General features: G+C 54.5%; 1 protein-coding gene. It reads right to left on the bottom strand.

The window, feature by feature from the left end:
- Positions 1-479, bottom strand: a 479-nt coding sequence (locus tag H6B51_RS17330) for an RNA-guided endonuclease TnpB family protein (RefSeq protein ID WP_204884826.1), incomplete at both ends; no start/stop codon positions are given.

A 479-nucleotide genomic window follows, 5' to 3' on the forward strand; every position in this document is an offset into this window, starting at 1 on the left:
GGCAAGTCCACTCCCGGACGGACAAATCCTTTGTGCCGGACCACTGAGCGCCACAAACGGAGCACAGTTGGGAGGACGGAAAGAAGCGGTCTACCGTGACTACCTGTTTTCCGTACCACGCCGCCTTGTACTCTAACTGCCGCCGGAACTCGCCCCAGCTTGCGTCTGAGATAGACCGGGCAATTTTGTGGTTCTTGACCATGTTCTTGGACGCTAAGTCCTCGATGCTAATTAGGTCGTAGTCCCGCACAAGCTGGGTGGATAGCTTATGCAGCGTGTCCTGCCGCTGATTGGAGATGTGTTCCTGCAACCGAGCTACCTTCACCCGCACCTTTTCCCTGCGCTTGCTCCCCTTTGATTTTCGGGAGAGCTGGCGCTGGAGACGAGCCAGTTTACGGATGCTCTTAGTCAGAAACTTGTGGTTTGGATACTCTACTCCATTGGAGGTGACTGCAAATGATTTAAGGCCCATATCGAGG

The sequence above is a fragment of the Pseudoflavonifractor phocaeensis genome, assembly GCF_016901955.1.
Lineage (GTDB): Bacteria > Bacillota > Clostridia > Oscillospirales > Oscillospiraceae > Flavonifractor > Flavonifractor phocaeensis_A.